The organism is Myxococcales bacterium, from assembly GCA_016717005.1.
GTDB lineage: Bacteria > Myxococcota_A > Polyangia > Haliangiales > Haliangiaceae > UBA2376.
Map to the genome: position 1 here is coordinate 410,316 of JADJUF010000039.1, position 16,940 is coordinate 427,255.

The following is a 16,940-nucleotide window of genomic DNA, read 5'->3' on the forward strand; positions in this document are numbered from 1 at the left end:
GCGGTTGAACGGCTTCTTCCACTGGCCGGCGCGCAGGCGCAGGGTCCTTGGCGAACGCGTGCTCGACGTAGAAGTCCTTGAGCACCGCGTAGCCCTTGTTGGCCATGTCGAACTCGACCTTGTACGCGTTGGGCTTGCCGAACGCGTGCCCCTCGAGCTGCAGGCGCAGCCGCGGCACCAAGAACCGGCTCTCGAACTCGACGTCGCCGTCGTCCTTGCGCACGGTCTCGAACCGGAACTGGGTCCGGATGCCGATCTTGAGCTCGTAGCTGTCGTCGGCGGTCTCGAACGTGAGGCCCTTGTCGTAGCTGACCTTGACGCTCGACCCGTCGGCGGGCGGCGGCGCGACCTCGGGCGCGGGCGCGGGGTCGACCGGCGGCGGCTCGGCCTCGACCGGCGGGTCGGCCATCGGCTGGTCATCGAACGGCTGGGCGAGCGCCAGCCCAGGTGCCAGCACCGTGACGAGCGCGAGGAGCGTTTGCTTCATGCGCGACACCTTGCGCTCGAACCGGACGCGATCGTGTGACACCCGAGTAACGACCTTGCTACCTGACGGTTGCAGCCGATCGGGTCACCGGAGCCGGAGCCCGGGAGCCGGGAGCCGGAAGGCGGAGCCGGAGCCCGAGCCGGCCCCGGAGCCCGGACCCGGACCCGGAGCCGGAGCCGGAAGCCGAGCCGGAGCCGGAGCCGGAGCCGGTCGCGGACCCGGAGCCGGAACCCGAGCGTAGCCGGAGCCGGAAGCCGGAACCGGAGCCGGAGCCGGAGCCGAAATCGGTTAAAGCTTCCATGATCCCGATTGCATACACACCTGTTCGACGGTCGAACCTTTTCGACTTGACGCGGCACGGCTCGCTTGGTTTCAATGCCGCCGATGCGCGCTCACCTCGCCGTGTTCCTGTCCTTGTCGATGATCGGGTGTGGTGGCGGCGGTGATGACGACGACGTTCCGACGCCGGTGACCCTGGCGTTCACCGAGCCGGCGGCCGGCGCGACGCTGGTGCGCGACATGCTCGAGCCGACCGACGGCTGGGTCGCGGCGCCGCTGGCGGTGCAGCTCGCGATCACCGGCGAGGTCGCGACCGTCGAGGTCACCGCCGACGACCGCGCGCTCGGCGCCGCCGACGCGACCGGCGCGCTCGACGGCTACCTGACCGAGCTGGGCACGACCACGCTCACCGCCACCGCCAAGGACGCGGCCGGCGCCACCCTGGCGACCGCGACGATCGACGTCATGGTCGACGATCCCGAGCTGGCGAGCTGCCGCGCCTGGCTCGATCACTACGGCGTCGCCTACACGGTCGGCCCCGCCAACCAGGGCGTCGCCGATCCGGTCACGGTCACGACGCCGATCAACGGCATGGTGTACCGGTACCTCGGCAACAGCGCGCCCCGGGCGCGGTTCTTCATGGACTGCTCGCTGGCGCGCTCGCTGGTGCGCGCGGCCCCGCACTGGCGCAGCCGCGGCGTGGTCGAGGTCCAGGACATCGGCGTCTACAACTACCGCTGCATCGGCAGCGGCACGCCGCCCGACTGCCCCAGCGGCATGTCGCAGCACGCGTACGCCAAGGCCATCGACCTGGCGCGGTTCGTCCACGCCGACGACACGACCTACACCGTCGAGACCGACTGGGTCATCGATCCCTCGACCGAGCCCACCTGCGCCGCGACCACCGAGGACGCCAAGGACGACTGGCTGCACAAGCTGATCTGCGCGCTCAAGGGCGACGACGTCTGGAACATCGTGCTCACGCCCAACTACAACTCGGCGCACCGCGATCACTTCCACGTCGACCTGACCACCGGCTCCGACTTCATCCGCGGCCGCGCGCCGATGGACCACGGCCCCGACGACGACTGAGGTTCAGCGGGCCGGTTCCGCCCGTGCATCGCGAGTTCGGTTGATCGCATGCCACGTCTGCCGCCGCCGGTCGAGACAGGTCCGGCGAGCCTACCGACCGACGCCGGAAGGCTCGGTAGCTGCGAGTCGAAGACGGCTGCAGAGACACTCATCAGCGCCAGGCCCTTGTTCATGGCAAGCGGCTGCCGCTACGCTCGGCGCGTGCCTCGGTCTCACGGCGTCCGCCCGCGAGCCGCCCGGCGGCGCCTGGCGCTGGTGGCGGTCCTGCTGTGGGTCGTCGGGATCGAGCTCGGGCCCGACCTGCACCTGGCGTTGCACCGCCACCTGGCGGCGCACGTCCACGAGGGCGATGGCCCGACGACGGCCACCATCGTGCACGTCCACTACGACGCGCCGCATCGACACGGTCCCAATGGCGAGGACGTGTGGGACTCGACCGAGGGCAGCGAGCCGGTACCGATGGGGCCCGTCGCCGCGCGCGCTGTCGCTGGTCGCGCGGCCCACGGCCGGCACAGCCTGGCCCACCGCGGCCTGGCGCTGGCGCCGCCGCCGCCGCCGGTCGCGATCCCGATCGTGACCTGGCACGAGCGACCGGCGACGCCTCCGTGGTGCGCACAGATCGTCACGTTCGCGTCGGTCCCGGTCGCAGGCGCGCGCGGGCCGCCGGCCTGACGCGCGCGGACGTTGCCCTCGGGTGATGGATCGCGCGCGTCGCTGACGTCCAGCCTTCCAACTTCGCCCAGGAGCAACGTATGTCCACTCGCGTCTTCACGCGGGGCTGGGTGCGTGCAGCCGTCGTCGCGACGCTGTGCGCGCCGACGATCGGTCACGCCCAGCCCACGCCGACCCCACCACCCACTACACCGACACCGACACCGACACCGGCTCCGACGCCGACGACACCGACGCCGCCGACGCCGACGCGGACGCCGCAGCCGACGACACCGACACCGTCACCGTCACCGTCACCGACACCGTCACCGTCACCGACACCGACACCGTCACCGTCACCAACACCGTCACCGTCACCAACACCGACGCCGACGCCAGATCCCGCGACCTTGCAGGAGCTCGAGGCACCTGCGCCCGATGAGATCATCGAACTCGACGGCACGGCGCCGCCCGAGTCGGCGTCCTCCGTGCACTTCTCACGCGAGGAGCTGCGCCGACGTCCGCACGACCAACCGTCGGATCTGCTGCGCCAGACCCCGGGGCTGGTGGTCGCGCAGCACGCCGGCGGCGGCAAGTCCGATCAGTACTTCTTGCGCGGCTTCGACGCCGACCACGGCACCGACGTCGCGATCTTCGTCGACGGCGTCCCCGCCAACCTGACCAGCCATGGCCACGGCCAAGGCTACGCCGACACCCACTGGCTGATCCCCGAGACCGTCGACAGCGTCGACGTGCACAAGGGGCCGTACGCGGCGCGCTACGGCGACTTCTACACCGCGGGCGCGATCGAGATGAAGACCGCCGCCGTCGCGCCGGGCACCCAGGTGTGGCTGACCGGCGGCGGCGAGCTGGCAGGGCCGGTGGCCTACGAGCGCCGTCCGTCGTATCGCCTGGTCGGCATGGGCAGCCCTCGGCTCGAGCGGGGCGCGGCGCTGGTCGCGGCCGAGATCGGCGACAGCGACGGGCCGTTCATCAACCCGCAGGCCTTCCGTCGCGGCGCCTCGCTGCTCAAGTGGACGCGCCCGGTCGGCGACGGTGAGCTGCACGTGGCGGGGACCTTCTACGCCGCGCGCTGGAACCAGTCGGGGCAGATCCCGGCTGCCGCGGTGGCCGCCGGCCGGCTCGATCGATTCGGCGCGAGCGATCCGACCGAGGGCGGCACGTCGTCGCGGGCGAGCCTCGCGCTGGGCTACGCGCTGGGCGAGCCGGCCGAGGGGGCCTGGAACGTCGACGCGTACCTGGTCGACTATCGGCTGCGCCTGTTCTCGAACTTCACCCTGTTCCTGCGCGACCCGGTCGCGGGTGACCAGATCGAGCAGACCGACGCCCGCGCCGTGGTCGGCACCAACGTCGTCTATCGCCGAACCCACCAGACCGGGGCGCTCGCGGGGCTGCTCCGGGTGGGCGCGCAGAGCCGCGCCGACGACGTGACCACCGAGCTGTGGCACACCAGCCAGCGGCAGCGCCTGGCCGACTGCTTCGCGAACGCCAACCCGTGCAACCGGGCCGCCAGCCGGATCCGCAACCTGGCGGTCTACGCCGAAGAAGATCTGTCAGTGGGCGTGCGCGTGCGCGTGCTCGCGGGGCTGCGCCTCGACCAGTTCACCTGGGACGTGGACGACCTCGACCCCGAGACCCAGACCACGCCGGCGACCACCGGCGGCACCGCCCAGCGCGCGATCGTCTCGCCCAAGCTGTCGGTGGTCGCCCGCGCGACCGACGGTGTCGACGTGTTCGTCAGCGGTGGCCTCGGCTTTCACTCCAACGACGCCCGGGCCGCGGTCGCCACCGATGGCCGCGGCGCGCTCGCGCGGGCGTCCGGCGCCGAGGCCGGCGTACGCGTCGCGCCCGTGCGCGGCCTGCGCGCGTCGGCGGACCTCTGGTACCTGTACCTCTCGTCCGAGCAGGTCTGGAGCGGCGACGCCGGCGGCACCGAGCCGTCGGATCCGACCCGCCGCTACGGCGTCGACCTCGACGCGTCCTGGGACGCGACGCCGTGGCTGGCCATCGACGCCAACCTCGCGATCGGACGCGCGACCTTCGTCGCCAACGCCGGCAACGGCGGTGCGCTGGCGCTGGCCCCGCGCGTGATGGGTGGCGCCGGCGTCACCGCGCATCGCGGCGACAGCTTCGTGGCGCTGCGCGCGCGCGGGATCGGCGACCGGCCGGCCAACGACGACGGCTCGCTCACCGCCGAGGGCTACCTGTTGCTCGACGTGGTGGCCGAGCACCGTGTGCGGTGCTGGTCGTTCGGCCTGACCATCAACAACCTGCTCGACCGCGACTGGCGCGAGGCGCAGTTCGCCGACGAGTCCCGGGTCTCAGCGACGGCGGCCGTGGTCGAGGACGTGCACTTCACGCCCGGCATGCCGCTGACCGCGCTGGTGACTGTCGGCTTTCGCCAGTGAGGTTCGAGCGCGCGCCGCGCTACGCAGCGGCGCCTTGATGGCTCGTTGGAGAGCGCCACGACGCGGCCCTTGCCGCTCTTGGGTGGGCTCGGCGCTCACCTCCGCTCCTTCGGCGTCTGCTCTGTGCGGATCGCCGCGGGCCGCGCCGCGTGGCTCGGACCGTCGGCCACGATCGGCTCGGGCACCGCGCCGCGCGCAAACGGCGCGACGACCGGCACGGTGTCCGCGCCGGTGTCCTGGTGGGCGAGGCGCTCGAGCAGCGCGCGCACGCTCTCGCAGACCGGGATCGCCGCCGCCACCAGCGCGGGATCATCGGCGCGATGGAACACCATCACCTCGCCCGCGGTGTGCGCCAGCTCGGCCACCCCCGCGAGGTCGCCGATCTGCGCCGCCGCCATGCGCACCTGCGCCAGCTCGCACTCCGCGTGGACCCGCGCGCAGGCCTCCACGCGCAAGCGCTCGGTCATCAGGTCGCGCGCGACCGCGCGCACGTGGGCCGGGAACACGCCGCGGTGAGGTGGCCACGGGCGCTTGCCGGCGATCACCTGGTGCGCCGCCTGGCGCCGGGGCGCAGCCACCCGGATCGCGGCCCGACTGGGCGCCGGGTCACCGCCACCCAGATCGGGGGCCAGGGCCGATCGAAAATTTGGAGACATCGCATCAAGGTGGGTTTCGCGGTGCGCGTACGATGCTGTGTGTGGCTACCTTCGGCCGGATCACCGAGCAGTGCGCCTACGACGACGTGGTGCGCGCGAACGACCGCTTCCGAGGCGGGGCGCTTCCTCGCGCGGCATACACGTTCTGGGAGGCGCACGGTGTCGTCGTCCAAGCGTGGGTGCTCGCGAACTACTTGCTCAATGACGAAGGTCCCTGCTGCTGCGGGAACGTCATCGCCCCGGACGGGCAGCCGTGGTTTTTTCAGATCGACTTCTCCGACCCCGACAACTGCGCATGGGAGCGTGTCGTCGACCTACCTCGCGATACGCGGCACGCGATACACATGGCGCGCATCCTGCGCGACGAACTCCGCGTGAAGGGACCGTGACGCGCAATCGGGGCGCCCTGAACATTGAGCCTCCCCGATTTTGTGGACACTCATCATCCCTCTCCCGCCATCATGTGCCAGCCGCTGCCCTTGCGTCGCGGGATGCCCGCCTCCACGAAGGCCGCTGCGAGGTCGTCGTTGATCCGGTTGTGGCGACGCCGGGTCCCGCTCCGGTCGAGAGGACGCGCGGCGAGGCGTCCGTCGCCGCGCGCTCGGCAGACCGCGCGCGCCCGCTCTTGGGCGTCCTGGCCAGTGCGGAGGCGGACCTCGTGTCCACGACGGACATCACCGGACATCACCCCTCTCGGGTGATTTCCAGGTCTCGGCGCGGCGGGTAGCGTGGCGCGATGAAGATCGTCCCACTCGCGTGTGTCGCGCTGGCGGCGTGCTCGTTCTCGGGGAAGCTGGGCGGCTCGACGCTGTCGTCGGGCTCGGGCCCGTCGTCGACGTCGTCGTCGAGCGGTGACTCGACGCGGCAAGCGCCGATGCCCGACGTGCGTGGCAAGACCCCGGCCGAGGCCGAGGCGCTGCTGCGGTCGGCCGGGTTCAACGTGGCCAGCACCACCGAGCAGGGTGCGGACCTGTGCGGCGAGGGCGAGGACCACCAGATGGCCAAGCAGGGCACGATCTGCAAGCAGCGGCCCGAGGTCGGCGCCACGACCTACGGGGGCACGGTGCGCCTGACGTACACGCTCGAGAAGGACGCGTGGGAGGGCGGCTCCAACGGCCCCGGCGAGTGGCGGCGGGTGCCCGAGGTCGTCGGCAAGTCGATCGACGTCGCGCGCACGATGCTCGCCCGCGCGCAGCTGCCGATCGAGACCAGCTTCGAGGTGATCGAGGTCGTCGAGCCCGGCTGCGCCGCCAGGACGATCTGCAAGATCTCGCCCGGCCCCAAGCAGCGCAAGCAGGTGCGGATGCAGGGCCGCCTCTACGTCGGCCTGCCGCAGCCCGTGGCCGCGCCGCCGACGACGGTCGACCCGAGCGACCCGACGCCGCCCGCCACCACGCCGCCGCCCGCGGCGAAGCCCGACACGTACTTCTGACCTGGAGCCCGCCATGACCCTCCCTCGCACACGCCGCGGTCGCGCGGTCCTGCTCCTCACCGCGGTCGCGGCCGCGGCCACAATCGCCGCGCTGGTGATCGCGCGGCCGGCCCGGGCCGACGAGGCGACCCGGAACCGGCTGATGGCCGAGATCAACCAGCTGCTGTCAGACATGGCCAGCGCGCTGTCGAACGTGCCGGGGGACTCGGGCACCTCGTACGTCGACAGCGCGCTCGCGAAGTCCGAGTACGTCTACGACAAGGCCAACGACCTCAAGTACAACGCCGACGACAACTCGGACGCCAAGCGCATGGGGGACTACTACCCGGACTACGCGCGCAAGTTCCAGGACGCGGTCAAGTACCTGCGCGAGATGAAGACCAGCCAGCGCAAGCTCGACGAGTGGCCGCGCAAGTGCGAGGACGCGCAGCGCGAGCTGGTCGCGAAGATGCGAGGCTACACCGACAGCGGCGATCCGCGCGGCCTCGAGGAGGTGCCGAAGCTGGCGCGCGAGGCGGCCCGGGTCGGCAAGGAGCTGCTCGAGCAGGCCGAGCGCACGCGCTACGAGATGTACGCCTGGAACGATCGCGTCGATGACTTCTCGGCCAGCGACGGCAAGTGGAGCGACGTGCGCTCGTACCTGATCGGCGCCGGCGCGGCGGTCTACAAGTACCTGCTCGACAAGCAAGAGCAGCTCAAGCGCGACGACGTGTGCGGCAACCTGGCCAAGGACGACCGCAACCCCCTGGTCGAGGAGGCGATGAAGAAGCTCGCTGAGGGCAAGCGGGGCATCGAGGGGCTCTACGACGCGATGGACCGTCAGCTCAGCGAGATCGCCTCGTCGCTCGACCGCCTCGAGGGCGACAGCTCCGACTCCGACATCAGCGCCGCCGAGAGCAAGCTCGGCGAGCTCGAGCGCAACCTCGACCAGCTCGATCGGGTCAAGGGCAACGACGGCGAGGCCCGCCGTCGGCTCGAGCTGTACCGGAACATCGCCCGCGCTGCCCGCGAGGCCTGGAAGCAGCTGCGGGTCCTCAAGCTGGCGCAGTTCGCCGCCGACCTGGCGCCGCAGAAGTGCCGGGAGAGCAGCGAGCGCCTGCGCGAGCTCATCCGTGGCTACGTCGACAAGTCCGAGCCTCGGGGTGTGAAGGAGATCCCGCTGCGGGCTCGCGGCTTCGCCGAGCCGATCAAGGCCGGCCTGGCCAAGACCGACGAGCAGCACGCTGTGATGGAGCGGGCGCTCGCCGATGCCCAGCGGTTCGATCCGAGCGAGGGGCGGTGGCGCGACGTCACCGGGAAGCACCGTGCGTCGGCCAGCGCGATGTTCGAGTACTGGAAGAAGGCCCGCGAGGCGGCCCACGCGGCGTGCGACGAGCTCGCCAAGGGCGACGAGGCCCGCGACGTGAAGGACGCCGTGCAGAAGCTCGCCGGCGAGGAGTCGTCGGCCAACGACCGGGCCAAGCGGCGCATCGCCGAGCTGACCAGCCGCTGGACGGCGCTGCAGGCGGAGTACAAGCAGACCGAGAGCGCGGTCTGGGCGGGCATCAACGACTCGCGGCGCCTGCGCAAGTTCGACACCGACGAGCTGAACCAGCTCATCGTCTTCATGTGCAGCCAGGATCAGGAGAAGGACGGCGACGAGGCCGACCGGCTGTCGCAGGACATGGGCAACCGGCTCGTGTCCGCCGCCCGGGGCCGCCTGGACGAGTACGTCAAGGGCGCCGACGCGAACCAGGCCCGGCTCGAGGCGATCTACCGCGATCTGCGCACGTTCCAGGCCGACAGCGAGACCGCGCTCAAGGACAACGAGGCGCTGACCGCCGTCGACAAGGGCCTGCTGGCGCCGCTCCGTGAGATGATCGCGGCCGTGGCCGCGCTGCGCGACAAGGACCGCTCGAAGCTGTTCGGCATGCTCGCCAGCGATCGCCAGGCCTTCGTGAACGCGTCCGACGACGTCCTCAAGGGCCAGAGCAACCCTCGCGTCGCCGCGTCCAACAAGTACGGCCGCGCCAAGCACCGCGAGCTGCAGCGCGACTCACAGTTCGCGTGCGCCGAGGTCGAGTTCGCCGCCGGCGGCGGCTTCGCCGACTGCGTCAGCCATGCCCAGTGCACGGTCTGGGAGTTCAAGCCGAGCAGCTGGACGATCGACCAAGCCGAACGGCAGGCCCGCGACTATGTGGGGGGCGTCGAGAGCGCCTTCTCAAAGAGCAACGCGGCTGGCAAGCCGTGGGAGCAGTGTTGGCGTGCGGATGGGCCTTCGGGTGGCCGCGGCTACATCCCCCGCGGCTATGCCTATCCGAAGTGCGAGTAATGCTAGCCGCATTGGCGTTTGGCCTGAGCTTCGATCGGCGGATTGTCGACCATCTGACCCTGGTCGACGACCTGCTCATGACCCATCTCGACTCGTCGCGCGTGATCGATCTGATCACGCATCAGACGTGCATGCCGCTCGCAACCCGCAAGCTGAGGAAACCCGGCGCGTTTGAGTGGAAGCGCCTCAAGAAGACCATCGAGGAGACTGAGGTCATCGTCGTCGGTTTGAGTTCAGCTCCATCGGGTCCTGACGCGGACCACGTGGAGCTGATGCTGGATCTCATCTCATCCGACACATACGATCACGTCGCCCCGGACCGGCGATTGCCCTACCGGTTCGATGGCGCATTTGGGCTTGGCGCTCGGGTATTGGCGCGATGCGCCGATGTGGATGTCCTCGTTGCGGGCGTGTTCCGGGACCTCGTCGCGGAACTCGGTCTCGCCGTCGGTGTCGTGGTGGCTGCGCCGACGTGCCGTGAAGCGCTGGGCACGGCGAGGGCGAGCGGGGGGATGCCGGGCACTTCGCTCTTCGTTCGCACAGGTCGACTCTGGGGAGCCCGGTGGACCTGGGGTCCGTACGCCCGCGAGCCCGAGTGGGGCACGTTCCTGCAGCGCCGCCACGCTGACGCCATCGGCGGCCCCGCGGCGATCCGCGCCGCGGTCGAGCCGTTCGCGGTGCTCGAGGCTGGCGACGTCGTCTTCGTCCAGCTCACGCCCTACGCGGACGAGCTGTCGCCGGCCGCCGAGGCCAAGCGGGTCGCGCTCGAGGCGCTCATGCAGCCCATCCTCGGCGCGCCCTCGAGCCGCGCGCCGTGAGGGACGAGCGGTCGCCTACGCCGCGCGCCGATCCCGCCGGCGGCGGCTTCGCCGACTGCGTCAGCCACGCCCAGTGCACGGTCTGGGAGTTCAAGCCGAGCAGCTGGAGCACGTCCGACGCCGTCGACCAGGCCTCGCGATACGTCCCGGATGTCGACAAGGCGTTCCCGAAAGAGAACTCCGCCGGCAAACCGTGGGAGAAGTGCTGGCAGAGCGGATGGGCCCAACGGGCGGCGATGGGTTCAAGGCCAGGGCTACCGCTACCCGAAGTGCGAGTAGTGCAGGCTTGCTCGCCTTCGCGTTCCACTTCGATCGCGCGATCGTCGAGGAACTCGACCTGATCCAGAGGCTCCTCGCGCTACCCCTCGACGCGTCGCAGCGTCAAAGATCTCATCAAGGACCAGACGTACATGCCCCTGGCGACCGGCAGGCTCACGAAGCCTGCCCGGTTCAACTGGTCGCGCCTCAAGCGGACGATCGCCAAGGCGACGTGATCCTCTTCGGTCTCGGCACCGAAGCTCAACGGGCCGACCCGGACCAAGTCGAGCTGATCCGGCTCAGGTGCATTGCGCCTGCGAGTCGCGCGCTCACCGAGATGGATCTGCACCTGCCGTATCGATACCAGGGCCATCTCAGCCTCGGCGCTGCCGTGCTCGCCCGGTGTTCTGACGCGGATGGCCTCGTCGCCACCGTCTTCGAGCAGTTCGTAGTGCACATCGGTCTCGCCGCTGGTGTCGTAGTGGCGGCCCCCAGCCACTTGGAGGCGGTCGGAGTGGCGATCTGCAGCGGTGGCATGCCAGGCACCGAGCTCGACGCCCGTACCGGGCGCCTGTGGGGCGCCCGCCGGACCTGGGGTCCGTACGCCCGCGAGCCCGAGTGGGGCACGTTCCTGCAGCGCCGCCACGCTGACGCCATCGGCGGCCCCGCGGCGATCCGCGCCGCGGTCGAGCCGTTCGCGGTGCTCGAGGCTGGCGACGTCGTCTTCGTCCAGCTCACGCCCTACGCGGACGCGCTGTCGCCGGCCGCCGAGGCCAAGCGGGTCGCGCTCGAGGCGCTCATGCAGCCCATCCTCGGCGCGCCCTCGAGCCGCGCGCCGTGAGGGACGAGCGGTCGCCTACGCCGCGCGCCGCTCTGCGCCATCGGCCGTCGCGCTCGTCGACCGCTTGGTCCGTGCTGCCAGCGTGCTGCCACTCCAGCCGGAACGGGGCGGCATAGCGCGGTCGCCCGTGGGATCCAACCGCCTGAGATTACTCCAACATAGCGACGCGACTGGCCCCCATAGAATAGGACCGCCCACGACGCGAGACTCCCGGCGCGCGGCTCGGTGCTCGACCGAAATACCGACAGGCGCTGATCTGCCCCGCCGGCCGGCGCTCAATCGTCGAGGTGGCCGGTGAGCTTCAGCTTGTTCTTGGCCGCCTTGGCCAGCTTGCTGCGCGGGCGCTCCTCGACGATGCCGGCCAGCAGCTCGGCGCCGAGCTCCTGATCGTCGCCCTCGGGTGACTCGAGCAGGCGGAAGCCGAGGCCGTAGATCTCCTCGTCCTCGACGTCCTTGTCCTTGCCGAGCTTCTTGCCGACCGGGTAGCCGCTGCGGGCCAGGCGGCCGAACTGCGCCAGCACCGGATCGTCGGCGTGGGCGGCGCGCAGGATCGCCTTGCCGGCGGCCTTGAGGCCGAGCACGGCGAGGAAGAACCGGGCGTCGTCGTCGATGGCGGCGTCGAGATCGGCGCGGCTGCGCAGGAGCGGCTTGAGCGCCGCGAACGCCTCGCCCGGCTTGCCGGCCCGGCGGAGGCGCCGCGCGTACTCGAACAGCAGCTCGACGTGCTTGGCCGGCGCGAGATCGGCGATCAGCTCGGTCAGCACGCGCTCGAGCAGGATCGAGTCGGCGTCGCTCTTGCCCTTGCCGTGACGCTCGAGGTGCTCGTGGGCGGTCGCGACCAGCTCGTCGAGCGCCGCCGCCGAGACGTGGCCGCGGTGGGCCCGCAGCGCGCCGGCGTAGCGCCGCGCGACCTGCTCGTCGGTGGCGGCCAGCAGCGCCCGGGTCAGCGGCAGCACCGCCTCGGGCGCCTTGGCCAGGCCGCGCGCCGCGGCGTCGCGGGCGGTGACGTCGTCGCCGCCGAGCGCGTCGATCAGCGCCTTGACCGCGCCGGCGCCGCCGCCGGCGGGCAGGCGCTCCATCGCCAGCTTCTGGGCGGCCGGGTTCTTCGACTTGGCCAGGCCCGCGAACGCCTTGGCCAGGCGCTCGGGGATGCGCGCGCCGCGCAGCGTGTCGATCGCGGTCTGCGCGATCCCGAGATCGGCGCCGTCGGCGTACTCGATCAGCGCCTCGATCGCGGCCTCGGTGCCCTTGGCCTCGCTGGCGGCGACGATCCGGCGCAGCGCCGCGATGGCCGCGAACCGCACCGGGCGCGCCCGGCCCGGCTGGGCCTGGGCCACGAGCAGCGCCTGCGCCTGGGGCCGGGCCAGGTACCCGAGCAGGCGCAACAGCGCCGTGTGCTCGGTCAGGAGCGGCACCACCGCCGGGTCGCGGGTGGGATCGAACGGCGGCGCCGCCTTGGCGTCGTCGACGGGCTTGGCCTTGCCACCCTTGCCGGCGGCCTTGGCGGCGGGCGTGGCCTTGGCGTGGTCCTTCTCGACCCGCGCCAGCTCCTTGTCGAGGCGCTTGCCGCTGTCGCCGACCCGCGCGGTCGCGGCCTTGGCCACCAGCTCGGTCAGCTTGTCGTCGCCGGCGTCGAGCTCGTGGCGGACCAGCTGCAGCACCTGCTCGCCGAGCTCGTGATCGCCGAGCTGATCGAGCAGCGCGTCGACCGCCGCGACGGTGACGCGCTTGACCAGCAGCTGCGCGATCGCCCGTCGGGCCGCCACCGGGCCGTGGCCCAGCTCCTTGCGCAGCGCGCTCTCGGCCACCGCGCCCTGGCCCGCCAGCACCTGGGCCGCGCGCTCGGCCAGGGCGTCGTCGTCGCGCTTGAGGATCGCCACGAGGTGGCTGGCGATGCCGGTCGCGCCGTGCCCGATCAGCGCCTCGAGCGCGAACCGCCGCACCACCGGGTCGGCGTCGGTCAGCCGGCCGATCAGCCCGCGCTCCACCGCGTCGTCGCCGCCGCCGACCTCTGCCAGCACCGTGACCGCCGCCGCGCGGAGATCGACCCGCTCGTGATCGAGGAGCGCGATCACGGCTCCCCCGAGATTCTTGGCCATGTCGACGAGGCTCACACCGCAACCCCCCGGAATGCAACCCGAACTTATCACTCCCGGGCAAGGGCGATTCCGGGTCCTCCCGCGGGGAGAAATCCGGCGCGACGAGCGTATTCTGTAGGCCGCTGGAGGCGAGCGCCCATGGACCGTTCTGTCGAAGACGAGAAGCTCACCGAGATCGCCCCCGAGGTCGCCCCGACGACCGAGGCGGCGATCAAAGACGATCACGGCCAGGCCGCGGTCCTCGCGAACCTGCACACGCTCGGCCCGGGCGACTCCGACCTGCTGGCCCAGCGCCTGCGGGACTTCCCGGAGCTCCACGACCAGATCCTCGAGTGGGCGATGGCGCACCTCGGCAACGACACCGTCAACCGGGCCCTGGCCGCGGCCGGCAAGGACGAGGCCAAGGAGGGCGCCAAGGCGGCCACCGACGACGGGTTCGTCCAGGACCAGATCGAGGTGATGGCCCAGGAGCAGAGCGACGAGGAGTTCGTCGCCTTCCAGATGGGCGTCATGGCCGAGGAGAAGAAGGCCGAGGACGACAACGAGTTCGTCGAGCAGCAGATGGAGGAGATGGCCAAGGAGCAGAGCGACGAGGAGTTCGTCGCCTTCCAGATGGGCGTCATGGCCAAGGAGGCCGAGGACGACCAGTTCGTGAAGGACCAGATCCAGGAGATGGATCGGACCCAGAACGACGAGCAGTTCGTGGCCGAGCAGATGGGCGTGATGGCCCAGGCTGAGGACGACGAGTTCGTGAAGGGCCAGATCGAGGAGATGGCCAAGGAGCAGAGCGACGAGGAGTTCGTCGCCTTCCAGATGGGCGTGATGGAGGCCGAGCAGAAGGAGGAGCAGGCCGGCACGCCCGCGCAGGAGACCAAGGACGAGGCCACCGACGCCGCCGAGGCCACGCTGGTCGACACGGTCACGGCCGTGCCCGAGGCCGCGCCCGAGCTGATCGGCACCGCGCTCGCCGAGCACCCCGACCTGCGGGCGCCGATCCTCGAGGAGGCGACCAAGGAGCAGGGCGCCGAGGTCGTCGCCGAGGCGGTCGTCGTCGAGGAGGAGGAGAAGCAGGCCGAGACCTCGACCGAGCCCGCGCCGCAGCAGGAGGAGATCAAGGCCGAGCCGGTGATCGAGGAGGCCCTGACGCAGCCCCACGCCGTCGAGGAGGCGTGGGTCGCCGGCGCGCGCCGGTACAACGAACGCCACGCCGAGCTGGTCGCGGCGTTCAACGAGCTGACCGACAACCAGTACGTGCTCCCCGACGGCTCGGTGTCGCCGGAGGTCATCATCGCGTGGCAGCAGGCCAACGGCGTCGGGGTCGACGGCCGGATCGGCCCCGAGACCATCGCCGCCGCCCGCGCGGGCGCCCGCAGGGTGCCGCTGGCCGACGCGGTCTCGGCGGTGCAGGTCGAGGACGAAGAGCCCGTCGCCGATCCCGAGTAGCAGGCGGGCGAGCGCGCCCCGCCGCGCACCGCGCGCCCCCGAGCGCCGCGATCAGCCGATGCGGCCCATCTCGCGGTACTCGAGCCCCGCCGCCAGCTCCAGATCGGCGCCGGTGATCGTGGCGTCGCTGCCGCGATCCATGGCGCGGGCGGCCGCGCGCAGGGCCGCCTTCTTGATGTAGCCGCCCGACATCTCGAACCGCGCGCCGAGGCGCTCCCAGTCGATGTCCTCGGCCACCTTGCTCTCGGGCGGGAACATGCTCTTCCACAGCGCGGTCCGCACCGGCGGCTCCGGCATCTCGAACTGGATCGTGAAGCGCACGCGCCGCTTGAACGCGTCGTCGATGCCCTGCTCGAGGTTGGTGGCCAGGAGCGTCACGCCGTTGTAGGTCTCCATCCGCTGCAGCAGGTAGTTGACCTCGAGGTTGGCGTAGCGATCGTTAGAGCTCTTGACCTCGGTGCGCTTGGCGAACAGCGCGTCGGCCTCGTCGAAGAACAGGATCGCGTGCGAGTTCTCGGCCTCGTCGAACACCCGCGCCAGGTTCTTCTCGGTCTCGCCGACGTACTTGTTGACGACCTGGGCCAGCTCGATCAGGTACAGGTCGTAGCCGAGCTCGCGCGCCAGGAGCTGCGCGACCATGGTCTTGCCGGTGCCGGGCGGCCCGGCCATGATCGCCGACACGCCGCGGCCGTACGGCAGCTTGCGGGCCCAGCCCCACTCCTCGAGCAGCGCCGCCCGGTACTTGGCGAAGTTGCACAGCTCGCGGATCGTGTCGTGGGTGTCGTCGGGCAGGACCAGATCGTCCCAGACGAACCCGGGCTCGATCCGGCGCGCGACGGTGCCGAGCCGGTGCTGCAGCATCAGCCGCGCGCTCTCGCCCAGCGCCGCCAGATCGATCCGCGCGTCGCCGCGCAGGCGGGCCTGGCTGACCGCGCGCTCGGCGGCGCGGCGGATCGCGCCGCCGCCCAGCGCGAACCGCGCGGCGATCGCCCGGACCTCGCCGGGATCGACCAGGTCGCCGCCGCCGACCCCGGCCAGGCCGCGCTGCCACAGCTCGATCCGCTCGTGCAGCGTCGGCCCCGGCACCGCGACCTCGACCAGCTCGGGGACGGCCGGGGTCAACCACGGCGGCCGGACGTGCGCGGTCAGCACCACGGGGCCGGGCGTGCGCCGCACCAGGTCGGCGAAGCGCTCGGTCAGCCCTGGGGCGACCTCGGCGAACACGCCGACCTCGTGGAACAGCGTGATCGCGCCGCGCAGGCCGGCCTCGCGCGCGATCCGGGCCATGCGCTCGTCGAGCCGATCGGGGGCGCGCACCAGCTCGGCGACGTCGACCCGCACGACCGACCGACCGGCCTCGGTGGCGAGCGCGCGCACCAGCAGCGTCTTGCCGATGCCGGCGCTGCCGTGGACCAGCACCCGCGGCGGCGCCGCGCCGGCCTGGGTCAGCGCGCGGCGCACCACCGCCACGACCGCGGGCGCCGCGACGACGTCGGCGACGGTCGCCGGCGGGGCCAGCGCGACCACGCCGTCGAGCGCGGGATCGAGGCCGTCGTCGCCCTGGAGGAAGCCGATCACCCGATCGGCCAGCCGGGCCGGGCGCCGGGCCGGCGGCGTCACGTCGGTGTCGGCGGCGACGCCGACCAGCACCACCCGCAGCCGCCGCAGCGCGCCCTCGGGCGCCAGCGCCGACCGCACCGCGCCGCGCCGGGCGGCGTCGTCGCCGCCGACCAGCTCGATCAGGAAGCCGACGTCGGGGCGCTTGCGCGTGAAGTCGTCCCACGCGAACGCGTAGGCGCGCTCGAGGTCGGGATCGTGCTCGGGCGCGATCATCGCGGCGACGATCCGCAGCTCGAGGTCCGTGAGCCCGAGCCCGCTCGCCAGCGTCGCCAGCCGGCCCGGTCGCGCGCCTAGCGCGGCCCAGCGCGGGTCGACGTCGTCGGCGCCACCGGCGCCGGTGCGGGCGCCGTCGAGGATGCGGACCACGTCGCTGGCGGCGACCGCGAACCGCGATCGCGGCACGCCCTCGACCGCGTCGGGCGCGCGCGCGGTCCGGCGCAGGAGCGCCTCGAGCCAGCCGCGGGCGATCGCCGCGATCTCGTCGAGCTGGTCGGAGGTGGACGGTGCGACCGACGCCACGCGCG

15 protein-coding genes are annotated in these 16,940 nt (G+C 71.9%); 11 read left to right on the forward strand and 4 right to left on the reverse strand.

Translation table 11 applies throughout. The features are described 5' to 3' along the window. Nucleotides 1-4 precede the first annotated feature (4 nt). The 5 genes from IPL61_32760 to IPL61_32780 all read left to right on the forward strand — a co-directional run bounded on the left by IPL61_32760 (nt 5) and on the right by IPL61_32780 (nt 4,938). Complete coding sequence (locus IPL61_32760; protein MBK9035968.1) at nt 5-526, forward strand: hypothetical protein; 522 nt, start codon at nt 5-7, stop codon at nt 524-526. A gap of 345 nt (nt 527-871) precedes the next feature. Continuing rightward, the gene (locus IPL61_32765) at nt 872-1,858 is read left to right on the forward strand and encodes an extensin family protein (protein MBK9035969.1); all 987 of its coding nucleotides are present in this window, start codon (nt 872-874) and stop codon (nt 1,856-1,858) included. A 201-nt stretch (nt 1,859-2,059) separates the two neighbouring features. Then, nucleotides 2,060-2,530 (forward strand): hypothetical protein, encoded by a 471-nt coding sequence (locus tag IPL61_32770; protein MBK9035970.1) that lies wholly within the window; start codon nt 2,060-2,062, stop codon nt 2,528-2,530. A 136-nt stretch (nt 2,531-2,666) separates the two neighbouring features. Then, nucleotides 2,667-2,951, forward strand: a complete 285-nt coding sequence (locus tag IPL61_32775; GenBank protein MBK9035971.1) for a hypothetical protein — start codon at nt 2,667-2,669, stop codon at nt 2,949-2,951. 46 nt (nt 2,952-2,997) lie between these two features. After that, nucleotides 2,998-4,938 carry a TonB-dependent receptor gene (locus tag IPL61_32780; GenBank protein ID MBK9035972.1) on the forward strand — a complete coding sequence of 647 codons (1,941 nt, stop codon included), beginning with the start codon at nt 2,998-3,000 and terminating at the stop codon, nt 4,936-4,938. 95 nt (nt 4,939-5,033) lie between these two features. On the opposite strand, the gene IPL61_32785 is transcribed toward IPL61_32780, so the two are convergent. After that, entirely contained in the window at nt 5,034-5,516 is a 483-nt protein-coding gene (locus tag IPL61_32785) for a hypothetical protein (protein MBK9035973.1), read from the reverse strand. A gap of 119 nt (nt 5,517-5,635) precedes the next feature. Here IPL61_32785 and IPL61_32790 point away from each other — a divergent pair, with 119 nt between their 5' ends. From IPL61_32790 to IPL61_32805, 4 genes are all read left to right on the forward strand, one after another. Next, nucleotides 5,636-5,983, forward strand: a complete 348-nt coding sequence (locus IPL61_32790) for a hypothetical protein (protein MBK9035974.1) — start codon at nt 5,636-5,638, stop codon at nt 5,981-5,983. Between the two features lie 347 nt (nt 5,984-6,330). Continuing rightward, nucleotides 6,331-7,026 (forward strand): PASTA domain-containing protein, encoded by a 696-nt coding sequence (locus tag IPL61_32795; protein MBK9035975.1) that lies wholly within the window; start codon nt 6,331-6,333, stop codon nt 7,024-7,026. Between the two features lie 13 nt (nt 7,027-7,039). Next, nucleotides 7,040-9,337: a hypothetical protein gene (locus tag IPL61_32800; GenBank protein MBK9035976.1), complete on the forward strand. Its 2,298-nt coding sequence runs from the start codon at nt 7,040-7,042 to the stop codon at nt 9,335-9,337. 11 nt (nt 9,338-9,348) lie between these two features. Continuing rightward, nucleotides 9,349-10,155 carry a hypothetical protein gene (locus tag IPL61_32805; protein ID MBK9035977.1) on the forward strand — a complete coding sequence of 269 codons (807 nt, stop codon included), beginning with the start codon at nt 9,349-9,351 and terminating at the stop codon, nt 10,153-10,155. Between the two features lie 358 nt (nt 10,156-10,513). On the opposite strand, the gene IPL61_32810 is transcribed toward IPL61_32805, so the two are convergent. Then, nucleotides 10,514-10,912: a hypothetical protein gene (locus tag IPL61_32810; GenBank protein ID MBK9035978.1), complete on the reverse strand. Its 399-nt coding sequence runs from the start codon at nt 10,910-10,912 to the stop codon at nt 10,514-10,516. A 36-nt stretch (nt 10,913-10,948) separates the two neighbouring features. Here IPL61_32810 and IPL61_32815 point away from each other — a divergent pair, with 36 nt between their 5' ends. Continuing rightward, nucleotides 10,949-11,254 carry a hypothetical protein gene (locus IPL61_32815; protein MBK9035979.1) on the forward strand — a complete coding sequence of 102 codons (306 nt, stop codon included), beginning with the start codon at nt 10,949-10,951 and terminating at the stop codon, nt 11,252-11,254. 275 nt (nt 11,255-11,529) lie between these two features. On the opposite strand, the gene IPL61_32820 is transcribed toward IPL61_32815, so the two are convergent. Continuing rightward, nucleotides 11,530-13,353: a HEAT repeat domain-containing protein gene (locus IPL61_32820; GenBank protein ID MBK9035980.1), complete on the reverse strand. Its 1,824-nt coding sequence runs from the start codon at nt 13,351-13,353 to the stop codon at nt 11,530-11,532. Between the two features lie 138 nt (nt 13,354-13,491). Between IPL61_32820 and IPL61_32825 the strand changes: the two genes are divergently transcribed. Then, on the forward strand, nt 13,492-14,796 hold the full coding sequence (locus IPL61_32825; protein ID MBK9035981.1) for a hypothetical protein: 1,305 nt from the start codon (nt 13,492-13,494) through the stop codon (nt 14,794-14,796). 51 nt (nt 14,797-14,847) lie between these two features. Here IPL61_32825 and IPL61_32830 read toward each other — a convergent pair whose 3' ends face one another. Beyond that, nucleotides 14,848-16,935 carry an ATP-binding protein gene (locus IPL61_32830; GenBank protein ID MBK9035982.1) on the reverse strand — a complete coding sequence of 696 codons (2,088 nt, stop codon included), beginning with the start codon at nt 16,933-16,935 and terminating at the stop codon, nt 14,848-14,850. Between the last annotated feature and the right edge of the window lie 5 nt (nt 16,936-16,940).

What these genes read in the sequence shown, in the direction of transcription:
- IPL61_32800 (MBK9035976.1), top strand. Translation starts at nt 7,040, where the DNA reads ATGACCCTCCCTCGCACACGCCGCGGTCGCGCGGTCCTGCTCCTCACC.
- IPL61_32820 (MBK9035980.1), bottom strand. Translation starts at nt 13,353, where the DNA reads ATGGCCAAGAATCTCGGGGGAGCCGTGATCGCGCTCCTCGATCACGAG.
- IPL61_32815 (MBK9035979.1), top strand. Translation starts at nt 10,949, where the DNA reads ATGCCAGGCACCGAGCTCGACGCCCGTACCGGGCGCCTGTGGGGCGCC.
- IPL61_32765 (MBK9035969.1), top strand. Translation starts at nt 872, where the DNA reads ATGCGCGCTCACCTCGCCGTGTTCCTGTCCTTGTCGATGATCGGGTGT.
- IPL61_32795 (MBK9035975.1), top strand. Translation starts at nt 6,331, where the DNA reads ATGAAGATCGTCCCACTCGCGTGTGTCGCGCTGGCGGCGTGCTCGTTC.
- IPL61_32825 (MBK9035981.1), top strand. Translation starts at nt 13,492, where the DNA reads ATGGACCGTTCTGTCGAAGACGAGAAGCTCACCGAGATCGCCCCCGAG.